The organism is Polaromonas sp. P1_E3 (genome assembly GCF_056405935.1).
Genome location: NZ_JBFUBD010000025.1, coordinates 1 through 19,536 on the forward strand (window position 1 = coordinate 1; position 19,536 = coordinate 19,536).

General features: G+C 63.3%; 21 protein-coding genes and 1 pseudogene. 18 read left to right on the forward strand and 4 right to left on the reverse strand.

The annotated features are described in order from the left end of the window. The 3 genes and pseudogenes from AC1D0Z_RS06300 to AC1D0Z_RS06310 form a co-directional block, all read right to left on the reverse strand. Positions 1–310, reverse strand: a pseudogene (locus AC1D0Z_RS06300) (ion transporter); the annotation flags it as partial. Positions 311–478: 168 nt separating this feature from the next. Next, positions 479–1,591 carry a mandelate racemase/muconate lactonizing enzyme family protein gene (locus AC1D0Z_RS06305; protein WP_477657385.1) on the reverse strand — a complete coding sequence of 371 codons (1,113 nt, stop codon included), beginning with the start codon at positions 1,589–1,591 and terminating at the stop codon, positions 479–481. 54 nt (positions 1,592–1,645) lie between these two features. Beyond that, the gene (locus AC1D0Z_RS06310; protein WP_477657414.1) at positions 1,646–3,340 is read right to left on the reverse strand and encodes a long-chain fatty acid--CoA ligase; all 1,695 of its coding nucleotides are present in this window, start codon (positions 3,338–3,340) and stop codon (positions 1,646–1,648) included. A gap of 336 nt (positions 3,341–3,676) precedes the next feature. On the opposite strand from AC1D0Z_RS06310, the gene AC1D0Z_RS06315 reads away from it, so the two are divergent. From AC1D0Z_RS06315 to AC1D0Z_RS06355, 9 genes are all read left to right on the forward strand, one after another. Then, entirely contained in the window at positions 3,677–4,675 is a 999-nt protein-coding gene (locus tag AC1D0Z_RS06315; protein WP_477657386.1) for a Bug family tripartite tricarboxylate transporter substrate binding protein, read from the forward strand. Positions 4,676–4,856: 181 nt separating this feature from the next. Further along, on the forward strand, positions 4,857–5,642 hold the full coding sequence (locus AC1D0Z_RS06320) for a GntR family transcriptional regulator (protein ID WP_477657387.1): 786 nt from the start codon (positions 4,857–4,859) through the stop codon (positions 5,640–5,642). After that, positions 5,639–6,430, forward strand: a complete 792-nt coding sequence (locus tag AC1D0Z_RS06325; RefSeq protein ID WP_477657388.1) for a transporter substrate-binding domain-containing protein — start codon at positions 5,639–5,641, stop codon at positions 6,428–6,430. Before AC1D0Z_RS06320 ends, AC1D0Z_RS06325 begins: the two co-directional genes overlap by 4 nt. Before the next feature lie 166 nt (positions 6,431–6,596). Beyond that, entirely contained in the window at positions 6,597–7,259 is a 663-nt protein-coding gene (locus tag AC1D0Z_RS06330) for an amino acid ABC transporter permease (RefSeq protein WP_477657389.1), read from the forward strand. Positions 7,260–7,280: 21 nt separating this feature from the next. Next, the gene (locus AC1D0Z_RS06335) at positions 7,281–7,961 is read left to right on the forward strand and encodes an amino acid ABC transporter permease (RefSeq protein ID WP_477657390.1); all 681 of its coding nucleotides are present in this window, start codon (positions 7,281–7,283) and stop codon (positions 7,959–7,961) included. Further along, complete coding sequence (locus AC1D0Z_RS06340; RefSeq protein ID WP_477657391.1) at positions 7,951–8,730, forward strand: amino acid ABC transporter ATP-binding protein; 780 nt, start codon at positions 7,951–7,953, stop codon at positions 8,728–8,730. The genes AC1D0Z_RS06335 and AC1D0Z_RS06340 overlap by 11 nt, the downstream gene beginning before the upstream one ends. 12 nt (positions 8,731–8,742) lie before the next feature. Next, positions 8,743–9,411: a DUF1989 domain-containing protein gene (locus tag AC1D0Z_RS06345; RefSeq protein WP_477657392.1), complete on the forward strand. Its 669-nt coding sequence runs from the start codon at positions 8,743–8,745 to the stop codon at positions 9,409–9,411. Positions 9,412–9,619: 208 nt separating this feature from the next. Further along, positions 9,620–10,786, forward strand: coding sequence for an MFS transporter (locus tag AC1D0Z_RS06350; RefSeq protein ID WP_477657393.1), 1,167 nt, complete (start codon positions 9,620–9,622; stop codon positions 10,784–10,786). A 35-nt stretch (positions 10,787–10,821) separates the two neighbouring features. After that, complete coding sequence (locus AC1D0Z_RS06355) at positions 10,822–11,100, forward strand: hypothetical protein (RefSeq protein WP_477657394.1); 279 nt, start codon at positions 10,822–10,824, stop codon at positions 11,098–11,100. 30 nt (positions 11,101–11,130) lie between these two features. Here the strand turns inward: AC1D0Z_RS06355 and AC1D0Z_RS06360 are convergent, their stop codons facing one another. Further along, complete coding sequence (locus tag AC1D0Z_RS06360; RefSeq protein ID WP_477657395.1) at positions 11,131–12,192, reverse strand: DMT family transporter; 1,062 nt, start codon at positions 12,190–12,192, stop codon at positions 11,131–11,133. 165 nt (positions 12,193–12,357) lie between these two features. Here AC1D0Z_RS06360 and AC1D0Z_RS06365 point away from each other — a divergent pair, with 165 nt between their 5' ends. The 9 genes from AC1D0Z_RS06365 to AC1D0Z_RS06405 all read left to right on the forward strand — a co-directional run bounded on the left by AC1D0Z_RS06365 (position 12,358) and on the right by AC1D0Z_RS06405 (position 19,373). Then, positions 12,358–12,795, forward strand: a complete 438-nt coding sequence (locus AC1D0Z_RS06365) for a hypothetical protein (protein WP_477657396.1) — start codon at positions 12,358–12,360, stop codon at positions 12,793–12,795. 112 nt (positions 12,796–12,907) lie between these two features. Beyond that, a complete protein-coding gene (locus AC1D0Z_RS06370; protein WP_477657397.1) occupies positions 12,908–13,246 on the forward strand; it encodes a hypothetical protein in 339 nt (112 codons plus the stop codon). 8 nt (positions 13,247–13,254) lie between these two features. Continuing rightward, on the forward strand, positions 13,255–14,424 hold the full coding sequence (locus tag AC1D0Z_RS06375) for a TolC family protein (RefSeq protein ID WP_477657398.1): 1,170 nt from the start codon (positions 13,255–13,257) through the stop codon (positions 14,422–14,424). 24 nt (positions 14,425–14,448) lie between these two features. After that, a complete protein-coding gene (locus AC1D0Z_RS06380) occupies positions 14,449–15,834 on the forward strand; it encodes a multicopper oxidase family protein (RefSeq protein ID WP_477657399.1) in 1,386 nt (461 codons plus the stop codon). A 20-nt stretch (positions 15,835–15,854) separates the two neighbouring features. Further along, positions 15,855–16,442, forward strand: a complete 588-nt coding sequence (locus tag AC1D0Z_RS06385) for a Spy/CpxP family protein refolding chaperone (protein ID WP_477657400.1) — start codon at positions 15,855–15,857, stop codon at positions 16,440–16,442. A gap of 63 nt (positions 16,443–16,505) precedes the next feature. Next, positions 16,506–17,012, forward strand: coding sequence for a cupredoxin domain-containing protein (locus AC1D0Z_RS06390; RefSeq protein WP_477657401.1), 507 nt, complete (start codon positions 16,506–16,508; stop codon positions 17,010–17,012). 24 nt (positions 17,013–17,036) lie between these two features. Continuing rightward, on the forward strand, positions 17,037–17,516 hold the full coding sequence (locus tag AC1D0Z_RS06395; RefSeq protein ID WP_477657402.1) for a DUF411 domain-containing protein: 480 nt from the start codon (positions 17,037–17,039) through the stop codon (positions 17,514–17,516). A gap of 11 nt (positions 17,517–17,527) precedes the next feature. Next, positions 17,528–17,827 carry a copper-binding protein gene (locus AC1D0Z_RS06400; protein WP_477657403.1) on the forward strand — a complete coding sequence of 100 codons (300 nt, stop codon included), beginning with the start codon at positions 17,528–17,530 and terminating at the stop codon, positions 17,825–17,827. A gap of 148 nt (positions 17,828–17,975) precedes the next feature. Further along, positions 17,976–19,373, forward strand: coding sequence for a TAXI family TRAP transporter solute-binding subunit (locus AC1D0Z_RS06405; protein ID WP_477657404.1), 1,398 nt, complete (start codon positions 17,976–17,978; stop codon positions 19,371–19,373). The last annotated feature ends 163 nt before the right edge of the window (positions 19,374–19,536 follow it).

The following is a 19,536-nucleotide window of genomic DNA, read 5'->3' on the forward strand; positions in this document are numbered from 1 at the left end:
AGCTGGTCGCGTACCGCAGCGGCTTGCGCACACACACCAGGCGCGCGATGTATTCAGCGGTGAAGAGCAGCGTGAAAATCCATTCGACCGCCGCGAACGCCCGTCCGTGCGAAGCATGGATGGCCTGCACGCTATCGGCCATCACCACCGCGATGCTGACCAGGATGAGAGCAATCAGCGTCTTGTCAAAAAGCCGCCCGGCACGGGTGTCGGCCTCAAAGATGATGGTGTACAGGCGCAAGCGCCAGCCGTCGAGGGGCTTGTCGTCAAGGTCAGGTAACGGAGCAAGAGGCGGAGCGGGTTTGGCCATGCAGGAAAGGCGTCTCAAGCGCCGCGTTGGTTAGGTTGACAGTGCAGCACGATACCTGACCGCAAAATCCGGCACAACCCCGCAGGAATTTGCTACTATTTTTATAGCTGCTTGCGCTTGTCCATCATGGCTTGCAGCCACTTTTTTACTAAAATCATGCAGACAACTTCAGGATGCCGGCTGGCGGTACCTGGCCCAGGCTGCTTCCGTGGGGGTGGTGCTGGCGCCCGGCTGCTGCGGCAAGCTGAAATGGCCGTCCACCACTTGTGCGGGCTCCAGGAAGCAGTCCTTGATCCAGGGGATGTATTCAAGTACCGCACACGCCGGGTGCGCGTGGTTCAGATGCACATGCACCTGGCTCATGTCGCCCGCGTGCGGCGCCACCGGCAGCCGGAAGGAATGCGCGGTGTCGCACACCCGCAGCACTTCGGTGATGCCGCCCATCCGCGTCACATCGGGCTGCACCCAGTGAATCGCTTCCTGGTGAAAAAATTCGGCAAACGCATCGTGGGTGTAGAGCTGCTCGCCCAGCGCGACGGGAATGCTGGTGCTGCGCGCCAGTTGCGCGTGGCCTTTGACATCGTCGTACCAGAGCGGCTCTTCAATCCAGTAAAGGTCAAAAGCTTCGGCGGCGCGGCAAAAGCGCTGGCAGGTGGGCAAGTCCCATTTGCCGTTGCCGTCCGTCGCCATCGTGATGGCGGGGCCGATGGCGCGGCGCACGGTCTCCAGCCGTTTCAGGTCGCGGTCAACACTGGAACCTATCTTGACCTTGATCCCGGTGAAGCCTTCATCGACTGCGCGCCTGGCCCCCGCCACCAGTTGGTCATCAGGGATGCTGAGCCAGCCGATGTCGGTGTTGTAAGCGCGCACCTTCTCGCGCACCTGGCCACCCAGCAGCTTCCACAACGGCACGCCCGCAGCCTTGGCCTTCAGATCCCAAAGGGCGATGTCGATGGCGGCGTGTGACAGCGTGGTGATGCCGGCGCGCCCCACCCATTGCAGCGCAGGGTTGCGCGCCAGCTTGAGCCATAACCGCTGGATGTCTGCCGCGTCTTCGCCGATCAGCAGCGGCGCGTGGCAGGTTTCAATGCAGCGCGTGATGAGCTGGTCGCTCGGCAGGTGGGCGTGGGTGCCGGTGAAGCCGTAACCGGTGAGGCCGTTGTCCGTATCTATCTGTGCACCGACCACCCCCCAGTGCGAAATGGTGTGCGTGCTGTCGGCAATCTGCGAGCCCGTCACCGGCACGTGCAGGATGAAAGGCTTGACCGAAGTGATTTTCAAAACGGGTTCTCCAACAAGACATGGCGTCGTAGCAAGGCGCGGCGGCCGAGACGTTCAGGGTTCGCGCAGCTCGGCTTCCTGCAGTGCGCGCCACATGACTTTGCCCGAACCGCTTTTGGGCAGCGCATCCACAAACTGCACCACGCGCGGGTATTTGTAAGCTGCCATGTTATCCCGGCACCAGCCGATGATGTCTTCTTCGCTGACCGTTCCCCTCGCGGCGGGGCGCAGCACGACCACCGCCTTGACCGTCTCGCCGCGGTAGGCGTCTTTGGTGCTGATGATGCAGGCCTCCTGGATGGCCGGATGCTTGAACATCAGCGCCTCCACTTCAGCCGGCCAGACCTTGAAGCCCGAGGCATTGATCATGCGCTTGAGCCGGTCGGTGATGAAAAAGTAGCCCTGCTCGTCCATGCGGCCCAGGTCGCCGGAACGGAAGAAACGCTTGCCGTCAAGTTCGATAAAGGCCTCAGCCGTCGCGTCGGGCCGCTTCCAGTAGCCCTGAAATACCTGCGGCCCGCTCATGATGATTTCGCCCTGCTCCCCCTGAGGCACCTCCTTGAGGGTGCTCGGGTCGATGATGCGCGCGTCGCAACTCACGAAGGGCACGCCCAGGCATTGCTGCTTGGTGGCGTCATACGGGTTGCTGTGTGAGGGCGCCGCGGTTTCCGTGAGGCCGTAGCCTTCGGCAAAACGCAGGCCGTATTGTTCCCAGAGACGCTGGGCCACGGCCTGCGGCATGGCCGCCCCGCCACCGCCGATGTAGACGAGGCTGCTCAGGTCAAATGCCGCGAAGTTCGGGCTGCCCAGCAGGTCTATCACCATGGTCGGGATGTTGGTCCAGTGCGTTACGCGCCAATGCGAAATCAGGCGGCCGGCCAGCTCGCGGTCCCAGCGCGGCATGATGACCAGCGTTGCGCTGCCGTAAATGGCCGCGTGCATCACAGACACCATGCCCGTGATGTGGAACATCGGCACCACGGACAGCGTCACGTTTTCAAACGTGCTGCCACCCCACAGGCAACTGGCCACCGCGTTGTGCATGATGCTGGCGTGTGTGTGCATGCAGCCCTTGGGCAGGCCGGTGGTGCCGCTGGTGTAGGGCAGCACGGCCAGGTCTTGCGGTGTGGCGATGTGCGGGGGCAACTCGCCTGCACTTCCGACAGCTTCCTGCCAGTCGATCACCGCGCCGCCCTGCAGCACAGGCAGCGCATGCCGCGTACCGAGCCAGTCGCGCCAGGCTTCGGGCATCGACGCATCGGCGCTGCCCTGTGGCTCAATGTCAAAAGCATCGCTGTAATGCGTGACCACCATGTGGGCCAGCCGCTCGCCGGCCGCAAGCTGCGCATTGGCTTTGACCAGCTCGAGCGCCAGGTCGGCTGAGGTGATGGCGACTTTGGCGTCCGGGTCGGTGATGTAGTGCTTGAGCTCTTCGGCCCGGTTCATCGGATTGACGGGAACGACCACGGCGTTGGCCCGCAGGATGGCAAAGTGCGCGATCACCCACTGCGGGCAGTTCTGCATGTTGAGCACCACGCGGTCCCCGCGGCGTACGCCCATGCGGTACAGCGTGGCCGCCAGGCACTCAGCCTGCCGCATCACTTCGCCATAGCTCAGCACGCGGTTGAAGAAAACCAGCGCGGGTTTGTCCGGAAAGCGCAAGGCGCTCACCGACAGGTTATGCCAGAGCGAAGTGGCCGGCGGCGTGATGCTGTGCGGCAGTCGTTTGGGCCAGACCTGGTAGTGCAGGTTGCGCTGGGCCGGACCGGAAGGTACGGCGGCGCCCTGTACAGGATTGTCGGCAGGCGAAGTAAGGGACAAGAAGGACTCCAGAAAGACCTGAAAAAGGAACTGCAAAAAAAAGAATCGCGGGCAGGGACCTGCAATAAAGCCTAACGCGAGTTTGCACTGCTCACATCGGGGAAGCTCCTGATAAAACACTGTCACCTGAGCGACCGGCGCTCACTATGATGGGTTGTACCCCGCACGGCCGCCCCGGAAGGGTCATGCTTTTGCGCTTCATCGCCAAGGCCTCCCTGCCTCACCATTACATCCGACACAAAGCAGAACACACCAGGAGACACCATGACCTGTTCGCCCGCCTCTTTGACACCTCGCCGCAAGACCTTCGTTCTGGCGTGCACGCTGGCCTTTACCGCACTGCTCTCTTCCCCTGCCCTGGCGGCCTTTCCTGAAAAACCCATCCGCGTGGTGATCGGCTTTCCGGCCGGTGGTCCGCTGGACCAGCATGCACGCCTGTTGACCGAACGGCTGCAGGCGGTACTGGGCCAACCCATCGTGATTGACTACAAATCCGGCGCCGGCGGCACCGTGGGTGCACAAGATGTGATGAAAGCCGCGCCCGACGGCTACACGCTCATGCTGGCCAACACCGGCGTCATGGTGATCAACCCCGGGCTCTACAGCAGACTGCCGTACAGCACGCTCAAAGACTTTACGCCGATCGCCCGCACCGCCATGCAGCCGCTGGCCCTGCTGGTCAACCCGAAGCTGCCGGTCAACAACCTGCAGGAATTCATCGCCTACACCAGGGCCCGGCCAGGCCAGGTGAACTATGGCTCAGCCGGCAACGGCGGCATCAGCCATCTCGTGCCCGAGATGTTCAAAAATGCCACCGGGCTGTTTATGGTCCACATCCCCTACCGCGGAAGCGCCCCGGCCTTCACCGACCTGATGGCAGGCCAGGTGCAGTTCATGGGCGAATCGATCCCACAGGCGGCCAATTACCACAAGCAGGGCAAGGTGCGCGCGCTGGCCGTGACGAGCAAGGAGCGCAATCCGGCCCTGCCCGACATTCCAACGGTCATTGAATCAGGCATCAAGGGCTTTGAGGTGGTCGGCTTTTACGGCTTCCTGGCACCTGCGGGCCTGCCCAGGGACATCACCGCCAAACTCAGCGATGCTTTCAGGCAGGTGATGGCCAGCCCGGACATTCGCAACCGCATGGTGACGCAGGGGGCTGACCCGGCCTTCATGGGAAGCGATGAATTCGCCCAGTTCCTGGCCGCCGAAATGCCGCGCTGGGCCCAGGCGGTCAAGGCTTCGGGCGCAAAGCTGGACTGATCACCCCCGCGCGGCAAGCCGCGGCATCGGGCATGGGCCATGCCATTCCCTGTTCTGGTGCGGGCAGCCCCAAAACCCCGCAAGCCGGGCCTTTTGGCACGCCAGATAGGTGCACATGGCTTGTATACCAGTTGATTGAACCAGTTTTGGCGGCTGGCACGGGATATGCACTGTCTGGAGCATGGCCACCGCCTCCGACATTTCCAACCGCATCATTGAAGCTGTAATGGCGCAAAAGCTCGCGCCCGGCGCGCGCCTGGGCGAGCAGCAGCTGGCCATGTTGTTTGATTGCAGCCGCACCATCGTGCGCGAGGCCCTGACCCGGCTGGCGGTGCGCGGCATCGTCACGGTCAGCAGCCGGCGTGGCTGGTACGTCATCGAGCCTTCGCAGGAAGATGCGCGCGAAGCTTTCGAGGCGCGCCGCGTGATCGAAATGGGCCTGATCCGTTGCACCGGCGATGTGAGCAAGGCTGCCATCAAGCAGCTCAAAAGCCACCTTACCCGGGAAAAAGCCGCACTCAAGGGTGACGACGTGGGCCTGCGCAGTTTCCTGCTGGGCGACTTCCATGTCTGCCTGGCTGAATGCCTGGGCAACAGCCTGCTGGCCGACACGTTGCGGGACTTCACCGCGCGTACCACCCTGATCGCCATGCTCTACCAATCGTCGCACGATGCGGCGCAGTCGTGCGAAGAGCATGTGCAGATCGTGCAGGCGCTTGAAAAAGGTGACCTGGCCAAGGCAGAGAAGCTGATGCAGGCCCATATTGGCAGCGTTCAGGCCGCGCTCAAATTGCAGACCAGCGCGGGCGACCCGCTGTCACACCTGCGCAGTGCACTGAGCCCGCTGGAGGCACAGAACTCCAGCAGCAAACCGGCTTCCTCCCCGGCATCCCGTGTTCGCAAGCCCGGCCGTGCTTCGGCCAAACCCCCAGAAGATTCCTCAACCTACCTTGGAGCCCTGCTATGAATTCCAGCAAACGCGTTTTTTCTTTGGCACTTGCCGCAGCCGCCGTGCTGGGCGCCACCGGCGTCCATGCGCAATCCGCGCTCGACGACATCATGAAGGCCAAAGAGATCAAGATCGCGATCCCGACCGATTTCCCCCCTTACGGCATGGTGGGAACCGACCTGAAACCGCAGGGCCTGGATGTTGAAATGGCCGGCTACATCGCGCAAAAACTCGGCGTGAAAATCGAACTGGTGCCCGTCACCAGCGCCAACCGGATCGCCTACCTGCAGACCAAAAAGGCCGACCTGGTGATCTCCACACTGGGCAAGAACCCCGACCGCGAAAAAGTCATCGACTTCACCGTCGCCTATTCGCCTTTCTTCCAGGCCGTGTTCGGCCCCAAGAGCCTGAACGTCAAGTCGTTTGCCGATCTCTCCGGCAAGAGCATCAGCGTCACGCGCGCCGCCCTGGAAGACCAGGAACTGACCAAGGTCGCGCCAGCAGGCGTGGACATCAAGCGCTTTGAAGACAACAACACCACCGTGTCGGCCTACACCGCCGGCCAGGTGCAACTGATCGCCACGGGCGCCTCGGTGGCCGGCAACATGATGGCCAAGAACCCGCAGCTGAACACCGAGTACAAGCTGCTGCTCAGCGACAGCCCCAACTTCATCGGCGTGGCCAAGGGCGAAGACAAGCTGCGCCTGAAGGTCAACGAAGTGATCGCCGAAGCCAAGAAAAACGGCGACCTCGACAAGATGGCTGTCAAATGGCTCGGTCGTCCCGCAGGGAACTTACCTCAATAAGTTGGCTGACTGAACAGCACGAGGTCTTTTTATGACCGTCGCATTCCACCCCTCTCCATGCAAACGGCCGCAGCGGAACCGGCTTTGCCGGGCCGCCAGCAGCGTCCCCTGCAAGGAGAGAGGCGGTTACGCGAAGCGAAGCGAACCGCAACAGGGGGTGTGAAGCATGCGTGTTGAACTCGACTTTATGGCCGTCCTCAGCCAATGGCCATTGCTGGCCATCGGCGTCGCCTGGACGCTGGGCCTGACGGCGATCTCGTCGGTGCTGGGCATGTTCATGGGCATGGCGTTTGCCTGGGCGCGCGCCAGCGGGCCGACGTGGCTGCGCTGGGTGGTGGGCACGTATGTGGAATTGATCCGCAACACGCCCTTTATCGTGCAGCTGTTTTTCATCTTCTTCGGCCTGCCGGCAGCGGGCTTCAAGCTTTCGCCCGAAACAGCCTCAGTGCTGGCGATGGTGATCAACCTCTCGGCCTACGCCACCGAAATCATCCGCGCCGGGGTTGAGGCCACGCCGCGCGGGCAGATTGAAGCTGCCGAAAGCCTGGCGCTCAATCGTGTGCAGATTTATACCCGTGTAGTGCTGCCGCCGGCGCTCAAGAAAGTCTGGCCCGCCATGGTGAGCCAGATCATCATCGTGATGCTGGGTTCGGCAGTGTGCGGGCAAATCTCGACGCAGGAGCTCTCATACGCCGCCAACCTGATCCAGGGCCGCAACTTTCGCGCGTTTGAAGCGTTCATCATCGCCACGCTGATCTATCTGGTTCTATCGATCGCGGTACGCAAGTTACTCAACTGGATGGGGCCCAGGTTCCTCTTCGGGCGCTGACTGAAAAAGGACAGGCACACCATGATTGAATTTTCCGTCTGGGACATCTTTCGCAACCTGCTGCTTGCAGCGCGCTGGACCGTTGTGCTGTCGCTCGTCGCCTTTGTGGGCGGCGGCATCGTCGGCATGCTGCTGCTGGTGGGGCGTTTGTCAGCCACCCGCGCGGTGCCGGGCGCGCAGAAGGCGGCACTCATCACGCGTCGCGCGCTCGATAGCTATGTGCTGCTGTTTCAGGGAACACCCTTGCTGATGCAGCTCTTCCTGGCCTACTTTGGCCTGGCGCTTTTCGGCATCAACGTGCCGGCCTGGGTAGCAGCCGCAGTCGCACTGACGCTCTACACCAGCGCCTACCTCGCCGAAATCTGGCGCGGCTGCGTCGACGCGATTCCCAAAGGCCAGTGGGAAGCCGCGCAAAGCCTGGCGCTCAATTTCGGTGAGCAGCTGAAATACATCGTGCTGCCACAGGCCGTGCGCATCGCTGTGCCGCCCACGGTCGGATTCCTCGTGCAGGTCATCAAGGGCACCGCGCTGGCCTCAGTGATCGGGTTTATCGAGCTGACCAAAGCCGGCACGATGATCACCAACGCCACCTTCAAACCCTTTGTGGTGTACAGCTGCGTCGCGCTGATGTACTTCGCGCTGTGTTTCCCCGTCTCCCTGTACGCCCGCAAGCTTGAGAGGAAAGCCCGCAATGGACGCTAACGTCGCACCATCCCCTGCCGCAACCACAGTGTCCGACCGGACTCTTGTCGAGATCAACCAGCTGCGCAAAAGCTTCGGCGCCAATGAGGTCCTGAAAGGCATTGACCTCGAAGTCAAGGCCGGCGAAGTGATCGCCATCATCGGCAAAAGCGGCTCAGGAAAAAGCACGCTGCTGCGCTGCATCAACGGCCTCGAGGTCTTCCAAAGCGGCACCCTCCGCGTGGACGGCAAGCACCTGCTGCAYGACAACCCGCAGGTCATGCGSGAGCTGCGCCAGCGCGTCGGCATGATCTTCCAGAGTTTCAACCTGTTCCCGCACCTTACCGTCGGCAAGAACATCATGCTGGCGCCCACGCTGGTCAAGAAGACTCCTGGTGCACCCGCCGAAGAGCATGCGCGCGCACTGTTGCAACGTGTCGGCCTGGCTGAAAAATTCGAGTCCTGGCCCGACCAGCTGTCGGGCGGCCAGCAGCAGCGAGTGGCGATTGCACGTGCGCTGGCCATGCAGCCTTCGGTGCTGCTGTGCGACGAGATCACCTCGGCGCTGGACCCGGAGCTCGTGGGCGAAGTGCTGCAGGTGGTGGAAAGCCTGGCCGCCGAGGGCATGACGCTTTTGATGGTGACGCATGAGATGAACTTTGCGCGCAAGGTGTGCGACCGCGTGGTCTTCATGCACCAGGGCCGCGTGCACGAGATCGGGCCGCCCGACGAGGTGTTTTCCAACCCGCAAACCGCCGAGCTGAAACAATTTCTCGGCATGATCCAGTAGGTCCAGCCCTTCATGACACCTTCCGCGACGCCCAGCACTCTGCATGTTCCCGCCGGCCACGGCAAAGCGCTGCGCCTTCAGGCCGGGCAGGCCGTCAAAGTCATCAACACCCATGGCACGCAGGTGGTGGACTGCTGGGCCTTCAACGCCTACGACCTCAGTGAGTACATGTGCATGGAAACCACCCGGGTGTGGAACCAGCGCCTGAACCCTGTGGTTGGCGACTCTTTCGTCAGCAACCAGCGTCACCCCATCCTCACCGTCGTTGAAGACACCTCGCCCGGCGTGCATGACACCTTCATGGCCGCCTGCGACCGCCGCCGCTATGAGCTGCTGGGCGTGAAGGGCTACCACCGCAACTGCTGCGACAACATGTTCGAAGGCATGTTCGCGCTGGGCCTCACGCCGCCGCGCCCCCTTCTCGCGTCGTTCAACATCTTCATGAACATCCAGGTGCAGCCTGACGGCATCACGCTCAAAACCCTGCCCACCGTGACCAAGGCCGGCGACTCGATCACCTTGCGCGCCGAGATGGACTGCTTTGTGGCGTTTTCCGCCTGCCCGCAAGACATTGTGAAAATCCAGGGTGCGGGCGACAACACGCCGCAGCCGGTGGACCTGGAAGTGCTGCAAAGTGCATCGGCCCTGCCCGTCAATGGGCCCTGGGTTCCACCAGCCTGAGGCGCCACGCCGGCTGCCTTTTCCCCACCCCTGCAGGGTTGGGTGACTTCCCGCACAATAACGGGTACGTTTTTTTCTTGCTCTCAATTTGATAGCTGCTTGCGCTTGCTCCTATTGGGCTGGAGGCCGATTTATTGCCCAATCGCCTATTACCCGCGTTGCAGGCTTCTGCTCACCGTCCAGACCCGCCCACCGGATTCCTGCCGCCATGACCTCCATGCCGCCCATTCTCTACTTCTTCGCCCTGTGCAATCTCGTGATCGGCAGCGGGGCTTTTGTACTCGGCGGCATCCTTCAGCCCATGAGCGCTTCGCTGGGTATCAGCGTAGCCGCCGCCGGCCAGGCCATGACGGCATACGCCATTGCCACTGCCGTGCTGGCGCCGCTGCTCATCATTCTCACGGCCAGGTGGCCGCGCAAACGCGCCGTCCAGCTGGCGCTCAGCCTGTTCACGGCCGGTTGCCTGGTTTGCGCCATCGCACCCAACTTTCCCTTGCTGCTACTGGGCCGTGTGCTGATGGGCGCGGGTGCCATGTTCACCGCCGCCGCATCGGCGCTGGCAGTCAGCATGGTGGTGCCGGCCCTGCGCGGCCGGGCGCTGTCCATCACCTTCCTGGGCATGAGCATCAGCTATGCCGTCGGCCTGCCGATAGGCGCGTGGCTGGGCTTCGAGTTCGGCTGGCGCGTGCCGGTCTGGCTGTCCGCCGGGGCAAGCCTGGCTGCGCTGGTCGCGGCAAGCTGGCTGATCCCCGCCGACATGGCCAGCGCGGGCACCAGCTTTGCGGGTTTTCGCGCCGCCGCACGCCAGCCCGCGGTGCTGCGCGTGTGGGGCCGCACCTTGCTGTACTTCATCGCCATCTTCAGCGTTTTTGCGTACGTCGGCCCCGTCCTGCAGGCGCTCAACCCCATGAGTTCAACGCAGCTTTCCGCCACGCTGGCCGTCTTCGGCCTGGCCGGTGTTGCCGGCACACTCATGGGTGGCTGGGCCACCGATCGCTTCGGCGCATTGCGCAGCATGCGCGTGCAGCTGGCCGTGCTGGTGGCGATGATGTGCCTGCTGCCGCTGACACGCGGCCACGTGCCGGCCACCATGGCCGTGCTGGTGTTGTGGGGCATTGCAGGTTTTGGGCTGATGGCGCCGCAGCAAAGCCGGCTGGCCACTTTGTCACCGGCACAGGCGCCGCTGCTGCTCAGCCTCAACGGCTCCATGCTGTACGTGGGCACAGCGCTGGGCGCCGTCGCCAGCGGCGCGCTGCTCGACCGCGTGGGCTTTGCCCATTTGGGCTGGGTTGGCGTGCCTTTTGGCCTGCTGGCCATGCTGACGCTGGTATTTGACCGCATGCCCGCCCGGGTGCAGGCGTCTGCTGCTGTTTAAGCTGTCTTGCCCACCATGTCTTTAATCTGCACACCATGACACCCGAACACCAGCTTGAAGCATTGCAGGCTGCGCTGCAGCAACTTCGCGATGACGGCATCCGCGTGAGCGGCTTCGCGCAACTGGCCGCGCAGCAGCAGCGCCTTGCACAGGCCCTGCCGGCGCGCTTCAATGAGGTGCTGTCGCAGCTGCTGAACCGGCTGGAATCCGCCGCGCTTTTTACCGAAGAAAGCTGCTCATTCAGCCAGAAGGAATTGCTGGACAGCCTGCAGCTCTGGATCGACAAGGCACGGCTGCAACTTCAAAAGGCCTGAAGGCGCCAGACGGCGCAGGGCTGCCCTTTCTCAGCCGGCAGAATGCCCGTGGCGGTGATGGGCGTCAGGGTAATGCGCATGGTTGTGCGCCAGCGGCTCATGGCGGTGAAGGTGCGAATGCATGCCGGTAACCGCCGCGGCGTGCGGATGCGGGTGGTGTTCGTCATGCGCATGCAGGTGTTCGTGTTCCAACGCTTCGTGACGGTGCATGTGCGCATGATGCTCGCTCAGGTGCAGCCAGATGCCCGCCGCCATCAGCAAGGCGGCACATACAAGTTGCCAGGTGATGGGTTCCGCAAGAAAGGCCACAGAGAACAATGCACCCACAAAAGGCGCCGTCGAAAAGTAGGCGCCGGCACGCGATGCGCCCAGGTGCCGCAAAGCCACCACAAAAAGCGCCAGGCTCACACCGTAAGCCAGCAGGCCAACGCCCATTGCAGCGGAGGTTTTGGCCATGCCCGGCAAAGCCGCGCCCGCCAAAAAAGCCAGCAACAGATTGGTGAGGCCGGCCGCCAGCCCTTTCACGCAGGCAATCCAGGAGGCGTCCATCAACGAGACCTTGCGCGTGAAGTTGTTGTCCAGCGCCCAGAAAAAGCAGGCTGCAATCACGGCGAGCGCGGGCCACAGCGTGCTGACGGTTGGCCTCGCAGCCACGGCAACGCCCTGTTGCGGCCAGCTCAGGAGCAGGGCTCCCGCCACGATGGCGGCCATGCCCGCCGCAATACGGCGGTCAACGTTTTCCCGGAAAACCATCCATGCGAGCACGGCGGTCAATACGGCCTCGGCATTGAGCAGCAGGGCCGCATGGCTGGCAGGCATTGCCGAAAGCCCGTACATCAGCAACACGGGCGCGAGCCCGCCGCCACACAGCACGGCAGCGGCCAGCCAGCGAAGCTCACCGGGATTGAGTTGCGGCCGGGCTGCGCCGCGCAGGCGGCGGTAAATGGCCAGACCCAGGCCGGAGCCCAGATACAAAAGCCCGGCAAGCATCCAGGGATTGACCTGGCCGAGCAGCGACTTGGCCAGCGGTGTGCCCGCGCCGAACAGGGAGGCCGAGGCCAGGGCGGCTGCGACGCCGGGCTTTGACAGCATGGGATGAAGTTTCAAAAGACGGATTTCCAGTCACGAACAATGACGACAGTTTCCACCGACGGCTCCGCGATGGCAAGCGGGTGCCGTCGAATGTGCTGGGGTACCAGAACAAAATTTACAAAATCGGCCCAGGAACTTTCAAGGCAGATCCCCTATCATTCATTCATGCGCCACCTGCTTCTCGCCCTCATGATCGCCCTGCTGCCCCTGCGCGGCTGGGTGGGCGATGCGATGGCGACACAAATGGCTGCCGCCCATGCACAACACCGGCAGCATGGCGCCGCAGATGACGCCGCTACAAAAACAATAGCTGCTTCCGCCCATCACATGGGCGCTGAAAGCCATTTGGGTCATGAAGAAATGCCGCCCGAAGCAAGCATGGTGATGCATGACTGCGCAGGGCAAACACCCGACAGCGCGCCCCAGTCGAGCGATACCGGCTGTGATTCCTGCGCGGCATGCCAGGCCTGCCATACGGTGGCGCTGTCGCTTGCTGCGCCAGACCACAGCCCCGTGTTCCAGGGGCGCAGCCTGCTGCGTCCAGCGCTAGACCAGTTCGCCAGCGCCGACGCCGTGCTGGGCCAAAAACCACCCATTTCCTGATATCCAGGCCCGTATTGGGCCTGTACCAGCCGTCCGGCGGGGCTTTTCAAGCCCGTGACGCCGGATAACCGCGATCTTTCACAGATTGCCCGCTTGTATTCAGGAGATTCTTGTGACGACCCATTTTATTTTTGGCCCGCGTACGGCGCTGGCCGCCGCGTTGTTTCTGACCGCGTTTGCCAGAGCCCACGGACAGGCCGAGCCCTATCCGCGGGTGAACCTTCGCCCCACCGAGCAGGCCGCCAACCCCGCCACGCCGGTGCCTTCCGCCGTATATCGGCCGGTATTTGTGAACCGCCCGCAAGGCGTGGAAGCAGCCAGCGACGACTGGAAAAAATCCAACGCCACCGCGGGCCAGTTCAAAAAGGGGCATGCCGACCTGCTGAAATGGGAAGAGGCCCAGCCAGCACCACGAACCGAACCTGCGGCGCCTGGCGCTTCGAAACCATGAGGCCCGGCATGACCTCCGCTGCCGGCCAACGCTGCATCGCTCCACGGCTGGGTTCATTGGCGCTGCTCATGCTGGTCCTCACGGGCTGCACAACGGCAGTGCCCGATGGCGGCGTGAATGGCCTGCAGGCATTGGCCACCGCGCAACCGGGCGGCCCCGGCACTGCGCCTCCTGTGCGCATCGCGCGGCCGGGCAAAGACCCCACCGCAGCCGTTGCCGACCTGCTGAAAGGCCCGCTCAGCGCAGAAAGCGCGGTGCGCATTGCGCTGCTCAATAACCCAGGCCTGCAGCTGTCGCTGGCCGGTGAAGGCATCAACATCACGGATGCCGTGTCGGCCAGTCCGGCAAAACTCAAGGCCGCGCAAGACGTCACCCTGCTGTCCAACGAAACCCGCAAAGCCTGGATCAACGCGGTGGCCGCAGCACAAACTGCGCGCTTCATGGAAGAAGCCAGGGAGAACGCGGAGGCCGGCGGCGAGCTGGCGCGGCGCATGGCACGCGCCGGCAACTGGAGCAAGCTGCAACAGGCACGCGAACAGTTGCTGGTGGCCGATGCCGCGGCGCAATTGGCGCGCGCGCGGCAGGCCGCTTTCAGCGAGCGCGAAAAACTGGTGGTGGTGATGGGACTGTGGGGCGTGCAAGCAGGCTTCACCTTGCCCGAACGGTTGCCCGACCTTCCCGCGCAAGTGCAGGACATGCCGGACATCGAACGCCGCGTGCTGGAGCAACGGCTGGACCTGCGCCTGGCGAGTGCGCAATGGGCGGGGCAGCGGGCGGTGCGGCCACAACCCGGCGCCGACGGCTTGTGGGACACCCTGGGCAATTCAGCGCGCGTGCGCGAACTGGCGGTCCGGGCGCGCAGTGAGGCGCGTGAGGCCTACCACCGCTACCGCACGGCCTACGACCTGGCGCACCACTACCAGACGGAGGTCATGCCGCTTTACCGTTTCATCCAGGACGAAACGGTGCTGCGCTACAACGGCATGCTTGCCAGCGTCTTTGACCTGCTGGCCGGCGCCCGCGCGCAGGCGATGGCTGCCGCCGGCGCCATCGAGGCGCAGCGCGACTTCTGGCTGGCCGAGGCCGACCTGCAGACAGTGCTGACCGGCGGATCACCGGGGCCGCGCGCGCGCACCGCCTCCGGCAAAACCGGCGCCACCACGGCCGCAGCCCACTGAGCGCCCATCCCAACAAGGAATCCCATGAATCGACGAAATTTCTTTAACCGCACGGCGCTGACGGCGGTTGCTGCCGCGTCCATCAGCAAGGTGGCGATGGCCGCGCTGCCGGAACCCGTGATGATGGGCAAGGCAGATACGGCACCGCCGCTGGCGCCGCCCAACGGCCAGCCCTACAACCCGGTCGTCACGCTGAACGGGTGGACGCTGCCCTGGCGCATGAACAACGGCGTGAAAGAGTTCCACCTTGTGGCGGAGCCCGTGGTGCGCGAGATGGCCCCGGGCTTCAAGGCCCATATGTGGGGCTATAACGGCCAGAGCCCAGGTCCGACGATTGAGGTCGTCGAGGGCGACCGCGTCCGTCTATTCGTCACCAACAGGCTGCCCGAACACACGAGCATCCATTGGCATGGCCAACGCCTGCCCAACGGCATGGACGGTGTGGCCGGGCTGAACCAGCCGGCGATCCCGGTGGGAAAGACGTTTGTGTATGAGTTCGTCGCACGGCGCCCGGGCACTTTCATGTACCACCCGCACGCCGACGAAATGACGCAGATGGCCATGGGCATGATGGGTTTCTGGGTCACGCACCCTCGGGAAAAACACCCGCTCATCGACGCCGTCGACCGCGACTTCGTATTCCTGCTCAACGCCTACGACATCGAGCCCGGCAGCATGACACCGAAGATCATGACCATGCTCGACTTCAACCTGTGGAGCTGGAACAGCCGCATCTTCCCCGGCATAGACCCGCTGGTGGTGCGCAGGAACGACAAGGTGCGCATACGCGTGGGCAACCTCACCATGACCAACCACCCGATGCACCTGCACGGGCATGAGTTCACGGTGACCGGCACCGACGGTGGCCCCACGCCGCGCGCGGCCCGCTGGCCGGAGGTGACGACGGATGTCGCGGTGGGCCAGATGCGTCAGTTTGAATTCCTGGCCGACGAGGAAGGCGACTGGGCCTTTCATTGCCACAAAAGCCACCACACCATGAACGCCATGGGGCATGAGGTGCCCACCATGATTGGCGTGGACCACCGCGGCCTCGTCAGGAAAATCCAGAAGGCCGTGCCCGACTACATGGTGATGGGTGAACGCGGCATGGCCGACATGGGCGAGATGGAGATGCCGATCCCCGACAACACCGCGCCCATGATGACCGGCAAGGGGCCTTACGGCGGCGTGGAGATGGGCGGCATGTTCAGCATGCTCAAAGTGCGCAGGGACCAGAAACCCGGTGACTACAAAGACCCAGGCTGGTACCGGCAGCCGGCCGGCACGCAGGCTTACGAATGGAAGGGCGCGCTGCCGGACCCCACCCGCCCCCACGCTGGTAACCCGGCCGCACCTGCGGGCGGCACTGAAATCAACATCCGTAAACCCCAGGGCCATACCGGCCACTGACCCAACCTTTCAGGAACACCATGAAAAACCACAATGCTCTTAAATTGATAGCTGCTTGCGCTTTGCTGTCGGGCGCTACAGCCTTGTTTGCCCAACACGGCCAGGCAACCGGCGAAAGCCGCGCAGCAAGCCCTTACGCAGGCCAGCAAACGCGCGGCATCAAGGCCCTGTCGGAGGCGCAAACCGCCGACCTTCTGGCGGGCAAAGGCATGGAACAAGCCAAAGCGGCTGAATTGAACGGCTACCCAGGCCCCATGCATGTGCTGGAACTGGCCGTCCCGCTTGCGCTGAGCGGCGCACAAAAGCAGGCCAGCGAAGCACTGATGAACCAGCACAAGGCCGAGGCTCGCGCGCTGGGCGCCAGGCTGGTGGAGGCCGAGCGTGACCTGGATCGCGCCTTTGCCAGCCGTCAGGTGGACGCGGCGCAGCTTGGTGTGCTGACCCGGGAGATTGGCCTGCTCCAGGCCCGGCTGCGTGCCTCGCACTTGCATACGCATTTGCAACAGGCCGGTTTATTGACACCGCAGCAGATAAACCTTTACGCGGAGTTGCGCGGCTACAGCGATGCACCGGGCGCAGCGGCCGGACACTCCGGCCACCAGCACTGATTTGACTTTGGATTTGACCCCTTGAACCTCGACCTTTTAACTTTCATTCGCAAGGACCACGCCATGAAACCATTTATCCCCTTCCTCAACACCTCCTTTTTTGCCATTGCTTTGGCCGTCTCAACCGCACCGGCCTTCGCCCATGGCGACGCCGTCCATAGTCCCAAGGCAACCCCGGTGGCGAAAGAGCAAAAGCCATGGGGCATCGCGGGGGACGCCGGCGCAGCCACGCGCACCGTCACGCTGGCCATGGACGACAACATGCGGTTCACACCCGACAAGCTCTCATTCAGGCAAGGCGAAACCGTGCGTTTTGAAATCAGGAACCGCGGCAAACTTTTGCATGAACTGGTGATCGGGACCCAAAAGGATCTCGACGAGCACGCGGCGATGATGGTGAAGTTTCCGGGCATGGAGCATGACGAGCCCTACATGGCGCATGTGCCGCCAGGCAAGTCAGGCGGGCTGGTCTGGACATTCAACCGCGCCGGTGAATTCGATTTCGCCTGCCTGGTCGCCGGCCACTACCAGGCGGGCATGGTGGGAAAGATCACGGTTGCGGCCCGCTGACCCGTCCACAAAGGAGTACCCATGATGCAAAGACGACAACTCATCCAGGCGATAGCCGCGCTTGCAAGCACCCCTGCCCTTGCGCCGGCACTGTGGGCCCAGGCCAAAGTACCCGTCGAAGTCTGGAAAGACCCTGACTGCGGCTGCTGCAAAGACTGGGTGGCGCACCTGGAGGCCAACGGCTTTGCCGTACGCGTGCATGACAGCGGAAACACGGCAGCACGCGCCCGGCTGGGCGTTCCGGAAAAGCTCGGCTCCTGCCATACCGCTGAAGTCAGCCTGGCCGGCAAGCGCTACGCACTGGAAGGCCACGTGCCGGCCCGCGAAATTTACCGCCTGCTCAAGGAAAGCCCGCAGGCGGTGGGCCTGGCCGTTCCCGGCATGCCGGTAGGTTCGCCCGGCATGGACGCACCGCTTTATGGCGGACGCAAAGACCCGTATGACGTGCTGCTGGTTAACCGTGATGGCACCACGCGCATTTACCAAAGTTATCACCGCACCTGAAAGGATTTCCCATGAAACGTTTTGACCGCATGCTGGCGGCCCTCTTTGCCGCGCTGGCCACATCGCTTGCCCTGGCGCAGGCGGCCCTGCCGCTGACCGAAGGTGAAGTCCGCAAAGTCGACAAGGAGGCCGGCAAGATCACCCTCAAGCACGGGGAGATCAGGAACCTGGACATGCCTGGCATGACCATGGTGTTCCAGGTCAAGGACCCTGCAATGCTGGACACAGTGAAAGCGGGAGACAAGGTTAGTTTCACCGTGGACAGGATCAACGGAACCTTCACCGTCATGTCCATTGAACCCGGCAAATAAGGCAAATAAAAGGCCTGCTGGGTCGGCTGCCGGGTCGCTCTCATTTTGATAGCTGGTTGCGCCCGTCCTGATTGGCCTGCAGGCCATTTTTACCAATAGACAAACTTTGCCCGCAGGCTGGCAGCGGCCGCATGCTATGGTTCGGCGCATGCCCAAAACCATACGCTACACCCTGTTGTCCCTGCGCGATCTGTGGGTCTCCGCCGGACCTTTCATCCTGCTGGCGGCGGCGCTGCTGGTGTTGGCGTATTGGTGGCTGGACCCGAACCCGCCCAAGCGGGTGACCCTGGCGACCGGCCCGGCGCAAAGCGCCTACGAAGAATTTGGCAAACGCTACGCCAAGGCGCTGGCGCCGGAGGGCATCCAGGTGGTCCTTGTGCCTTCGGAAGGCTCTGCCGCCAACCTGCAGCTGCTGCGCGAAGGCAAGGTGGATGTCGGTTTTGTTCAGGGAGGCACCAGCGACTACACCGCCGAGGATGAAGAAAACCTGGCCTCGCTGGGCAGCCTGTTTGTGGAGCCGCTCTGGTTGTTTTACCGCGAGGATGCGGCGCGCAAGGTGGCCGCAGCAGCGCGGGCCGCGAAGGCACCGGGCGGCCGGCGCGCTGTGAAGGCCGACCCCGCGGACGCGGCGGAAGACGCGAGCCTCACGTCCCTCACACAATTGCAGGGGCTGCGCGTCAACCTGGGCACACCGGGCAGCGGTGTGCCCAGCCTGATGGCGAAGCTGTTCGACAGCAACCGCATCGACCCCGCGGCGATGACCATTTCCCGGCTGGAACAAACACCCGCGACGGTGGCCTTCCTGGGCGGTGAGCTGGACGCCATTGTGTTCGCGTCCGCCCCCGAGTCGCTGATGGTGCAGATGCTGCTTCAGACCCCGGGCGTGAAGCTCATGAATTTCGCCCAGAGCGAAGCCTATTCGAGGCGTTTTGCATTTTTGACGCCGACCCGCCTGCCGCGCGGTGTGGTGGACCTGGCGGGCAACATACCGCCCGATGACGTGCGGCTTGTCGCATCGACCACCTCGCTGATCACACGCTCCGGCACCCATCCGGCGCTGCAGCAACTGCTGGCCCAGGCCGGCAATGGCATTCACGGCGGGGCCGGCTGGTTCAAGGGAGCCCGCGAATACCCGAACCGCGACAACAGCGAATTACCGATTACCAAAGAGGCCGAGCGCGCCATCACGAACGGCACGCCCGTGCTGCAGCGCTACCTGCCCTTCTGGGTGGCCAACCTGATCGAGCGGATGTGGCTGGTGATGGGCATCATCATCGCCATCATGCTGCCGCTGTCGCGCATCATTCCGCCGCTGTACGCCTTTCGTGTGCGTTCACGCATCTTCCGCTGGTATGGGCAGTTGCGCGACATTGAAAACCGCGTAGACGGCTCCGGCGAAGGCAGCGGCAATGCCGCCTTGCTGGAGGAGCTCAACAGCCTGGAAAGCCGCGTCGAGAAAATCACGGTACCGCTGTCCTACACGGACGAGTTGTATGCCCTGCGCAGCAACATTCACCTGGTACGCAAAAAACTGCAGCGGCTTTGAGAACCCGGAGACAGGGCCGACCCACTGGCACCCCGGCAGTTGGCGCGGCTGTATTGGCCTGGGCAACGCACTGAAAGAAAGCTGGACGCTGCCCCAAAAAATAGGGGAAGCGCCGGTTTGGGGCGGGTTATCGCAAATTGCGAATTTCTTTAACCCTAAAGTA